The following is a 10,847-nucleotide window of genomic DNA, read 5'->3' on the forward strand; positions in this document are numbered from 1 at the left end:
ATCAGGTCGGTCCGGGGTGTGGAATTGTACTGATTCCCATGGTCCTCCGTGGGAATCCATACAGCTGTCGTAACCGTTCCCGCAAGGTGAGTAGGTCTAAGTTCCCACACGGGAGCGTGGGAACGAGTGATGTGGTCTGTCCGTGGTGTGACGGGCAGCCGTGATCGGCTTCTCGTTACTTTTTCTCGAGTGCCAGGTAGTTGTCGATCCCCTTGATCTGATCTTCCGGGTGGTGGTTCACATAGAGCACCGAGGTTTCGCTGCCGGCACAGATCTTCTCGATCAGCGCCAATACCAGCTGACGGTTCATATCATCCAGACCCAGACACGGCTCATCGAGGATCAGCAATGGTGGGTGTTTAACCATCGCACGGGCGATCAGCAGCAGGCGCTGGTCACCGTAGGACAGCTTGTTGAAGGGTGTATCCGCGCGATCGGTCATGCCCAGCAGGGCCAGCCACTCGTCAGCGATCTGCTTCTGCTTGTCGGTGGCTTTGGTGTACAGACCGATGCTGTCGTAGAAGCCGGAGATAATCACATTGCGCAGGCCGGTGCCCACTTTGTATTCCCACTGCAGGGCGGTGGAGACGTAGCCGATAAACTGTTTGATCTGCCAGATGCTTTCGCCGCTGCCGCGCTTGAAGCCAAAGACAAAAATGTCGTTTACATAACACTGTGGGTGGTCGCCGGTGATCAGTGACAGCAGGCCGGTTTTGCCGCTGCCGTTCGGGCCACTCAGCTGCCAGTGCTGGTTGCGTTCGATGGTCCAGTCCAGTGAATCGATAATACGGTGGCCATCATAGGTGATATTGATGCTGCTCAGGCGTACCAACGGTTGTGTTGGATCCAGACGTGGGATGTCATTCTCAGGATCGGCTGCTGGGACGGCTAGATCGGTGGTTTTCAGGTGTAGCAGTTTGTACAGCTCGTTGTAAGCATCGCTGTTGTTGCGATCGATCTGGTGCTGCAGGCGGCCATGATCGACATACGCGATATGAGTGATGAAATCCGGGAACTCATCGAAACGGTTAAGCACCAGTACCATCGGCACGGTTTCAACCAGTGTTGCCAGATACTGTTGCAGCATCTCCAGCGTGTGGGCATCAAGACCGTCGAAGGGTTCGTCCAGTATCAGCAGGTCCGGTTCGCTGGCCAGCGCGCGGATCAGCATCACTTTGCGGGATTCGCCCGTGGAGAGTTTGCGGAAGGAACGATCAACCAGGGTGTCCAGCTTAAACATCGTTACCAGCTGATTCACCAGCTCAGGGTTACGACCGTCTTCACTGAGAATCTCGTGGACCGGGGTACCTTCAGAGATAACGTCCATAATGTCGGCGTCATCTTTTTTACGTTCGCGTTCAATCAGCTCGGCCTGTGCCTCAAAGGAGACCAGACCCACTTTTGCGGGAACGCCTTCCAGAGAACCGGAAACATGCTCACCGGCACCGGCGAGAATGGCTGCTAAAGCCGATTTACCCGAACCGTTCGCACCGGTAATGACCCAGTGCTGGCTATCATCGAGCTGCCAGTTGATCTCATCCAGTTGAAAGCGGTCATCAAAATTTACGGTCAGGTTGTCCAGACGAATGTTCATAGGTATCGGTTATCCGGCATTAGGGAAGGTGCGAATAAGTCCCGTCAGTGCTCTGCAAGCCCTTAAGCCTGTAGGTGCAAGGCGCAGTTTGCAGTTAATGGCCTTAGTCCTTAACAAAAACTGCAACACCGCAGATGCAGGCTTAAGGGCTTGCCCTGCGGGGCTTTCGGGAAAATTCACACTCGGTGTCAGCACTTCTAGTAAGGTCCAGACATTACTGCAAAGTGCTTCCTTGATTGTGAACCTTCCCGAAAGCCAGAGCGCCTACAGGACTTGTTCGTACCTTCCTTCGCTTAAATAGGGTGTTGCGTTAGAGGCTTTGCGAAAAGAAAGCTAAAAAAAAGGCCAGGAGGTTAGTCCCGGCCTTCTATTACCTGTAACAGGTTACAGGTGAGATCGAAATCAAACGATCTTCTTCATGTCAGCCATGTGGCCACGCAGGGTAGTACCGATCGCTTCAACCGGGTGAGCGCGCAGTGCAGCGTTCACTTCGATCAGGCGAGCGTTGTCTACGCCAGTGTCTTCCAGGTCCAGACCTTTACCGATCACGTCGGTTTTGATGTCCTTCATGAAGTCAGCCAGCAGAGGCAGACACGCGTGGTTGTACAGGTAGCAACCGTATTCAGCTGTATCGGAGATAGTCGCGTTCATCTCGTACAGTTTCTTACGTGCGATAGTGTTCGCGATCAGCGGAGTTTCGTGCAGAGACTCGTAGTATGCAGAGTCAGCGATGATGCCAGCAGCGGTCATCGTTTCGAATGCCAGCTCAACACCTGCTTTAACCATAGCAACCATCAGGATGCCGTTGTCGAAGTATTCCTGCTCGGAGATTTCTACATCGCCCGCTGGAGTTTTCTCGAAAGCGGTTTCAGCAGTTTCTGCGCGCCAGCCCAGCAGGTTAACGTCGTCGTTAGCCCAGTCTTCCATCATAACGCGGGAGAAAGTGCCATCGATGATGTCGTCCTGGTGCTTGTTGTACAGCGGACGCATGATAACTTTCAGCTCTTCAGCCAGATCGAATGCTTTGATCTTAGCTGGGTTAGACAGGCGATCCAGCATGTTGGTCACGCCGCCGTATTTCAGTGCTTCAGTGATGGTTTCCCAACCGTACTGAATCAGCTTGGATGCGTAACCAGGCTCGATACCTTCTTCAACCATCTTGTCGAAGCACAGCAGGGAACCGGTCTGCAGCATACCGCACAGGATAGTCTGCTCACCCATCAGGTCGGATTTAACTTCAGCGATGAAAGAGGACATCAGAACGCCCGCTTTGTGACCGCCAGTACCAACAGCGTATGCCTTAGCCAGTGCCAGACCTTCGCCTTTAGGGTCGTTGTCTTCGTGAACAGCGATCAGCGTTGGTACACCGAAGCCACGTACGTATTCGTTACGTACTTCAGAACCTGGGCACTTAGGTGCAACCATGATGACAGTCAGGTCGTCACGGATCTGCATGCCTTCTTCAACGATGTTGAAACCGTGAGAGTAAGACAGGCAAGCGCCTTCTTTCATCAACGGCATTACAGCGTTTACAACAGACGTGTGCTGCTTATCAGGCGTCAGGTTCAGAACCACGTCAGCTGTTGGGATCAGCTCTTCGTAAGTACCTACAACAAAACCGTTTTCAGTCGCGTTTTTCCAAGACTGACGCTTTTCAGCAATAGCCGCTTCACGCAGCGCGTAAGAAACGTCGCAACCGCTGTCACGCAGGTTCATGCCCTGAGCCAGACCCTGTGCACCACAACCGATAACAACCATTTTTTTGCCTTTCAGCGCTTCTACGCCGTCAGGGAATTCAGAAATGTCCATGAAGCGACATTTAGCCAGTTGTTCCAGCTGCTCGCGCAGTGGCAGGGTGTTGAAGTAGTTATTCGACATAGCTGAATATTTCCATCTAAATTGGTGAGTGTTCGCCTATGTGGCGGCCACACGAAATTCATAATATTTCTGACGGGGTGATTATGCCCGGCACAGAATACAAGGCAAGCCCATCAGTTAATGACGCTACTGTATCGCAACCTGAGTCTTGCGTATATTGAGATATAATCATTACTGTATTGCGGGATATGCAATAAATAATTCATCGAACAATGATGGCCTGATAAAGCAGAGATATCTCGTCATTCATGTAGGCGTTTCTATATGAGCAGTTACTCTCACGTTGATAGCTATGCGCTGCTATACGACTGTATTACGAGTCCAATGAGCAATCTGCAACAACATAGAGTAGCTATCAAAGAGCAGCGTTTTTACTTCCCGGTTGTTGATTCTTCTAAGGGGTAATTGTGATGACAAAACAGGTACAGCATTTGACGTGCTCTGGATGCCCCTGTGTATAACAGGTCTTGTCTCCGAGCAAACGCATTATCGCCCAAATCACATAGTAGAATTACAGGTGCCTCCAATCCTTTGTACGCCATAATACTTTCAAGCTGTATTCCCTGATAGCGCGGAACCTCTGTTAACTCCTTTAGTTGGGATCGCTGAGGATTATATGGGGTCAGCAGTACAATCTGATTTGCGGTGATTCCTTCTGCAAGGAGCTTATCTAAGGTCTCAATGACCTGGTCTTTTTGCTCTTGGTAAGTACTCCAGCGTTGAGTAACGGGAGGAACGCCTGCCGGTAATCCTTGTTTTGGCGCTGCCGCATACTCGTTTTGTATACGTAACCAACTCGCAATATTGAAGGTATTACGGCAATTTTCACTTAAGACGACAGGTGGGCAGGCCAGCGGCAGTTGAACGTCTTCAGTAAAGAGTGTTTGCTGGGGATCATAAAACAGATAAAAGATGCTTTCGGGCTTGCGCAGTTCTTCAATTGGTAACCACCAATGGGCTTCAAAGTCTTGGGCTTCGTCTACCAAAATAGCATCAAAATGTTGGAGTCCCGCTTGTGATATTGCTTCCATCAGTAATTCAGGGGCTTGATCGCGATAAAAATCCTCGGGGGACTTAGTCGATGGCAGGTCTTCCAGATGAGCTTGTTGCGCTCCCCACCTGCATAATTCATGGAACGAAAACACTTGGATACCGGGAAGCTTTCCTGTGAGTTGGGCAAGCTGCTTTGCAAGCTTGATGTTGAAACACAGGATGAGTGTTTGTTTACCCTCATGGGAAAGGCGTCGGGCCTTTTCAACTAGCAACAGAGTCTTACCGGTCCCCGCTCCTCCTTGAATAACCGCTTCTCGATGTTGTTGAAGCAAATCCAGTAATTGAAATTGTTGCTCGGTCAAACGTACGAGGCATGCCTCGCTGTCCTGTATCGACAACGCTTGATCCGGGACCAAACGGAACATTGGCGCCAACACACGAGAACGAATCAACTTGCTCTGTTCTGGTGGTAGTTCCCTAGAACCGGCCCAATGACGAAACAGCTTTTCCAGATGACGACGGCAGAGAGTGTTGTCTTTCAGTATGTGAGCATCAAGCACCATGACCCGTTCACATTCAGGGGGGAAGTCGGTGCTAGAGGAGAGAGTGCAGTCGGGAAAGCAGACACCGTAGCCGGCGATGATGTTGTTTAACCCTAGCTTATCGGAGATACGCTGGAGAAAAACGTGTTTTGCTCGCCGGGCCTGAGTAAACGGGTTTTTTATTGGGTACTTTCCTTGTCGGTTTTCACTGTACCACTGCCCGGATTCCAGGGAGATTCCGCCGCCTTTTACCTCTAATACAAGGAAGCCTAGCTTGGGATGCAATATCACAAGATCCGCTTCCCCCTCGCGTGCATAGGCTTTATTTTCCAGGAACTCGACGCTATGAAAGACACTGAACTCGTCTGGTAGTGCCTGTTCTAGTATGGAAAGTACCTTCCGCTCACTTCGTGGCGTGTGTTGTTTTGTATTCGTAAGTGATGGATAGAAGCGAGGCATTTGTTAATCCTTTAAAGAGATACTCATTGGCCCAGATCTCCATTTTTCTTCTTCAAGGCCGTTTTTATTTTTCGTGCAGCAATATTGATATGGACGTGTTTTCTGTATGAATTTCGATATAGTAAGCTACTATGAATAACCCTTTGAAGCTATTTCTTACAAGGACTTAAGGGCATTGGAATGATCGAGGTGAGGGAACTACCTTGTTTTAAGGATAAAGAAACAATGACAGTATCAAGTCTCAAATCATATCAAGAAGAAGCTACCCGTCTGCTGCAACAGTTGTTAGACCTGCTTCACAATGTGTCCCATCACTCCGCTTTACTTAACGATGCTCAGACTACGGAGCAACAAAGTTTTACGCCTTCAAAGTTAGCCAGCCGGATCTCTATCCTTAATGGTGAGATGGCCAAGTTGGAAAACTTGGAGATGGTTCTGGCAATCGTTGGCACGGCGAAGGCGGGTAAATCGACCACCATTAATGCCATCGTTGGTCGTGAGATTATGCCTAATCACAACCGTCCAATGACGGCTTTACCTACCCTGATTCGACATACGCCGCTACAAAAAGAACCACAATTGCGCTTTGACCATATTGAGCCAATATCTCAACTATTTGCATCATTACGTGATGAGTTGAAAAAACCTGAAATAAAAGAGTTAAGCAAAGAGCTTCTAAAGGGCCCAGATGATTCTGATATGGCCAATTTGTTGGAGATGATCCAGAAGCACTACAGGTTTAAGACTCGCTATAAAGGAACAACTGCCATCTATGAGTTCCTGCAGATGTTCAATGATTTAGTGCGTCTCGCGGATAAGTTTGGCTGTGAATTCCCCTTTGCGGAATACAGTGAAATCAATCAGCTCCCTGTCATTGAAGTCGAGTTCGCTCACTTGGCAGAACTGAATCAAAGCCATGGTCGCTTAACTTTGCTGGATACTCCTGGGCCCAATGAGGCTGGGCAACCGCACCTGCGTACGATGCTGCGTGAACAGTTACAGAAAGCCTCAGCCGTCCTATCGGTAATGGACTATACCCAATTGGGGTTGGATGCTGATGATGAAATGCATCGGGAGTTGGGACAAGTTGCGGAAATGGTTGATAGGCGGATGTTTGCATTGGTGAACAAATTCGACCAGAAAGGAGCCAATACAGATGACGAAGTAGCCACCCGTAAACGGGTTGTTCAGCTGGCTCACTTCTTTTCTGAAGATAAAGTGTTTCCCGTATCTTCCAGACAAGCATATTGGGCAAATGCAGCGCGCGGCGCCATTACTTCAAATGGAAGTTTGCCTGATTACCGTCAGCACCCTTGGGTGGAAGAGTTTGCGTCCAGCGTGTTGGGGTTTAGTTGGAAAAGCCAATTGGACAACATTGATACGGTTAAGGAGGCGGCAGATTATCTTTGGGAACAGTCTAAGTTCAGTGCACCTCTGGAGCAGGTAATTATCAGTGCATATAACCGCACGGGAGTGGTGGCACTGGAATCAGCTTCTGTACGCCTACTTGAAACCGCTGCTGCACTCGAAGCCTTCTTAAGCCAACGAAGCTCTGTGCTGAATGAGAGTATTGAAGAACTCCAACCTAAAATCAAAAGGTTGCAGCAGAGCATTGACCAATTATCAGACAATGAACGTAAAACCCGCCAGCAGCTAGATAAAACCCTGACGAAGGCCGAAAGAGAAGCTGAAAAGGTATTTAGCACGGTCAAGAAGCAAGCGCTTAAAAAAGTGGATGGCTACTTTAAAGAGGGAAAGCGGCTTGAGATAAAAAAGCGCATTGGGCAAAAAAAAAGCGAAAAAAACAAGGGCACAAGTGCCGCCGAAAAGAACGGGATTGAACATGCTGCCGGTCGGATGTGGGAAGCATTATCAACATCCAATGCGCAGGATTTCGACCCCGCAGAAAAGAAGCTTTCTTACGATACACGTAAAGAAGCTAAAGCAAGGCTAACGATGATCGGTCGATCCGTCGAAAAGATCCTTAAGCAGGGGCAGGAAAGCATAGAGCTTTCAGCCAGTGAAGTCCTGCAGCAAATTGAAAAAGAGCTAACTGCCGGAGCTCAACGTGAAGCTGAAGAACTGCTCAAAGAGCTGGAACAACGTTTGGGAACCGATGACCTTGTATTAAATATATCAATCCCAGAAATAGCCGGATGTATTAAATCTAAGTTGAGTATGTCGGAGCTAATGAATGATGTTGTTTCAAAAAATACAGAGATGAAAACAAGCTGGTACCGTAGCAGTGGCGTTTGGGGAACGGTCTGTGACTGGTTTAATAGCTCGGATTGGGGATGGGACAGCTACACGGAAGAGGTAACCCAGTTTGAAGTTGACCTTTCCAAGGTTCGGAATCGTTATTCAAAAGCGATCGATAAGGCCTTTGAGGGCTTATCCGATAAATTATTGGAGCAGATACGGCAGTCGGTGGAGCAGGGGATAAACGATTTTTATATCCAGATTTCTGATGCCGTGAAGCAGGTTCAGGGAAACTACCAACAAGGATTGCGAGATCATCAGCGCACTCAGGAAGAGAAACAAGAAATTTTAGATGTCCTTGAGCGTTTAAATCGGCATCTACCTGATTATAAAAAGGATATAGAGGCCTTGCAGGTGGAACTTGAAGAGTTGTCTAACTTGAAGACGGAGGCAGCATGAATCAGCAGGATCTCATTGGCCCAAACGCTGAAATTTGCCAAGTGCTCACCTGCCTACCAGAGAAAATGGTGGTGGACTTTGCCAATAACATAATGGTGGCAAAGGATCATATTCGGGAGCAGCAAAAGCCGAGTGGGCTTTTTAAGCGGCTACTAGGGGGGATTTCGGGGAAAGGCCAGCGTCGGCAAACTGAAGTGAATGCCAGTCTGACTGAAAGCGTTGATGCTTCCCTGCAGTGGCTAACCGAATTGACGGATTCAGTAGCTCAAAGTACGCATACCCTATCGCTGGTTCAAAGGCGTGTCAGCTCTCTTACGGAAAATACGGCAGCTATTGCGAACTATTCGGCGGACACCCGCGATATGCTTGGTCATTTAGAAACCCGACTGAGTGGTAAACTAAGCTCATTGGAACAGAAAGTTGATCTGATTGACCTCAAACAGGCTGCTCAGCTGAATCTGGAACGCGTGATAAATCGTTGGGAGGCTGGGCGGTTTAATTGCTTTTCATTGGCCGGCCGTAGTTATGTGGCGCTTGAAGAGCTGTATTGGGGGGAATTCGGAGACCTTTGTCGTCAACTTCCAGTCGATGAACATCAGCCTTTCTTAGATGATCTGAAAAACCGAGTGCAGATTCAACTGGCTAAGGATGCGAAGCTGGATCAATCGCAACGCCTGCCGTTAATGGATTGGCAGAGTTGGCCTGAACAGAGTGCGGCTGATGCTCGGGAAGCGATAATGTGGCTGGCTGATCGCGCGACACCTGAGCGAAGCCCTATGACGGTCGCTATCTGCCAACAACCCGAAAAATTGCCAGGAACGGTGCCATTGCGTTGCTCTGCAAAACGGATTGCGGATGCACTGGTGCCAGAAGTATTTGGAGGGTATAGGTATGAATGAGCCGATGAAGGTTGGTCTTGTTCTTTCTGGTGGTGGGGCCAAAGGGGCCTATCAGGTTGGCGTGATAAAGGCGCTTGTTGAGTTGGGTGCTCAGGTCGACATGGTGGCCGGAGCGAGTATCGGTGCCCTCAATGGCGCAATAGTGGCGTCAGCTCCATCACTACCTGAGGCGGCTCGACGCTTGGAGACCCTCTGGTTGCATCTGGCAGAATCCTCCCCCCTCAAAGCTAATACTGCCTATTATTTACGTCTTTTAGCGGTTTCGGGCCTCAAGCTATATGGCCGCGGTTCACTGGCAGCGTTGTTTACGGTGATTGATGAGATTGCACGAAGGCGTGGGATTCAACTGCCTGATACGGACGCGTTGTTGGATGATCAGCCTTTGCGGGAGCTCATGGAGGAGTATCTGAATATCAGCGCGCTGCAAAACGGTTTGCCTTTTTATGTTTCAGTCTATGAAAGCCGTGGAGCTACCTTGGACCTGCTTAGGGCAATTGCCGCAGAGGTAGGATTGAAAGATACGCCAGACTCGGAGTTTATACATCTGCAATCGCAGAATGACGATATGGCACGAGAATATCTGCTGTCATCAGCGGCAATTCCGTTTTTGTTTTCAGCGAGGCAGATAGGCGACAAGCGTTATTCCGACGGCGGGCAGGGCAGCTGGCAGACGGTGCAGGGAAATACCCCAATCACACCTCTACTCGAGGCAGGTTGCAATATGGTCATTGTGTCGCACCTGTCGGATGCATCATTGTGGAGTCGGCATAAGTATAAAAATACCACCATTCTTGAGGTTCGGCCGCAATCGACTCTTAATCGTGCTACCGGTATTGCCTCCGGCGCGAGAGATTTGCTCGGATTTGATGCTGAGAAAATCCATAGCTGGATTGAACAGGGGTATGAGGACACTCTGGCAACAGTTCAGCCTATCATGGGCGCATCTTTGGCTCGGGATAGTTTGCGAATTGCAGAGGATTCTTTACGGGCGACTGAAGGTGGTGCACTAGCGGCCGATGCGGCGCTTGAAAAGGCTATGGGACGGTTGAAGTGAAGATGGGATTAACTCACGAGCAAGATGCTGGGACAAACGGATAGCGATTGTTACCCGGTTTAGATGGGGAACAATGAAAACGGGTAGACCAAAGGGTTTTATCGATGGAGCGATAACCCAATACTTCGTCCTACCGAGACTTTCTCTGCGTATGATAAATATACTGATGTGCGGAAGGTTGCGCAGTGAAATGAAGAGGCCGTTAAGCGGACTGACGACGCAGCAGGCATGCATAATGCCCTTGACGTGGGATATTTAGCGCCCGGGGTCTCTGCTTGAACTGTGTTTCCAGACAACGTGTCTACCTGTATTCACAGATTCCTTCATAGGATCTTGGTAAAAAATAACAAATGCGGTGAGTGTAAGTAGGAAGAAGACAGTTAAGGTACTGTTTAGTAAATTTCAGGCACAAAAAAATCGAGGCTCCGAAGAGTGCTCGATTTCTTAAGACTGCTTAGTCTTCAACAAGAACATGGTACCAGTGGCCGGACTCGAACCGGCACGCTTTTAAGGGCGGGGGATTTTGAATCACTTGAAGTGCTATGGATGGTAATGGTTTTTTGTAGATAATATTGGATTTTAAAGTCTGTAGTTACGTACTTTAGTAGCTTTCAATAGAGACCAATAGCCATCGTTGCGCACAGATTTCGCACAGAGGGCTTTGTTTTACATACCTTATCTTTTTACTATGTATTTAGTATTTTTATTTTCATGAGACCTGAGCTACCAGGATTTGGTTGGCAGACCTTTAAAGAAGTATGTAGTTGGTC

General features: G+C 48.9%; 6 protein-coding genes. 3 read left to right on the plus strand and 3 right to left on the minus strand.

Features of this window, described 5'->3' with window-relative positions; genetic code table 11:
- Positions 1 to 175 precede the first annotated feature (175 nt).
- The 3 genes from modF to ABYW01_RS06155 all read right to left on the minus strand — a co-directional run bounded on the left by modF (position 176) and on the right by ABYW01_RS06155 (position 5,466).
- Positions 176 to 1,594, minus strand: a complete 1,419-nt coding sequence (gene modF, locus ABYW01_RS06145) for a molybdate ABC transporter ATP-binding protein ModF (protein ID WP_372831616.1) — start codon at positions 1,592 to 1,594, stop codon at positions 176 to 178.
- Between the two features lie 402 nt (positions 1,595 to 1,996).
- A complete protein-coding gene (gene ilvC / locus ABYW01_RS06150) occupies positions 1,997 to 3,472 on the minus strand; it encodes a ketol-acid reductoisomerase (RefSeq protein WP_372831617.1) in 1,476 nt (491 codons plus the stop codon).
- Positions 3,473 to 3,843: 371 nt separating this feature from the next.
- Positions 3,844 to 5,466 (minus strand): NERD domain-containing protein, encoded by a 1,623-nt coding sequence (locus tag ABYW01_RS06155; protein ID WP_372831618.1) that lies wholly within the window; start codon positions 5,464 to 5,466, stop codon positions 3,844 to 3,846.
- A 225-nt stretch (positions 5,467 to 5,691) separates the two neighbouring features.
- On the opposite strand from ABYW01_RS06155, the gene ABYW01_RS06160 reads away from it, so the two are divergent.
- Genes ABYW01_RS06160 through ABYW01_RS06170 form a run of 3 tightly spaced genes read left to right on the plus strand, consistent with a single transcriptional unit; the run spans position 5,692 to position 10,077 of the window.
- The gene (locus tag ABYW01_RS06160) at positions 5,692 to 8,124 is read left to right on the plus strand and encodes a dynamin family protein (RefSeq protein WP_372831619.1); all 2,433 of its coding nucleotides are present in this window, start codon (positions 5,692 to 5,694) and stop codon (positions 8,122 to 8,124) included.
- Positions 8,121 to 9,023 (plus strand): diguanylate cyclase regulator RdcB family protein, encoded by a 903-nt coding sequence (locus tag ABYW01_RS06165; RefSeq protein ID WP_372831620.1) that lies wholly within the window; start codon positions 8,121 to 8,123, stop codon positions 9,021 to 9,023. The genes ABYW01_RS06160 and ABYW01_RS06165 overlap by 4 nt, the downstream gene beginning before the upstream one ends.
- Complete coding sequence (locus tag ABYW01_RS06170; RefSeq protein WP_372831621.1) at positions 9,016 to 10,077, plus strand: patatin-like phospholipase family protein; 1,062 nt, start codon at positions 9,016 to 9,018, stop codon at positions 10,075 to 10,077. Before ABYW01_RS06165 ends, ABYW01_RS06170 begins: the two co-directional genes overlap by 8 nt.
- Positions 10,078 to 10,847 lie beyond the last annotated feature (770 nt).

Origin of the sequence: Pontibacterium sp. (genome assembly GCF_041587635.1) — a bacterium.
Classification (GTDB): Bacteria; Pseudomonadota; Gammaproteobacteria; order Pseudomonadales; family Balneatricaceae; genus Pontibacterium.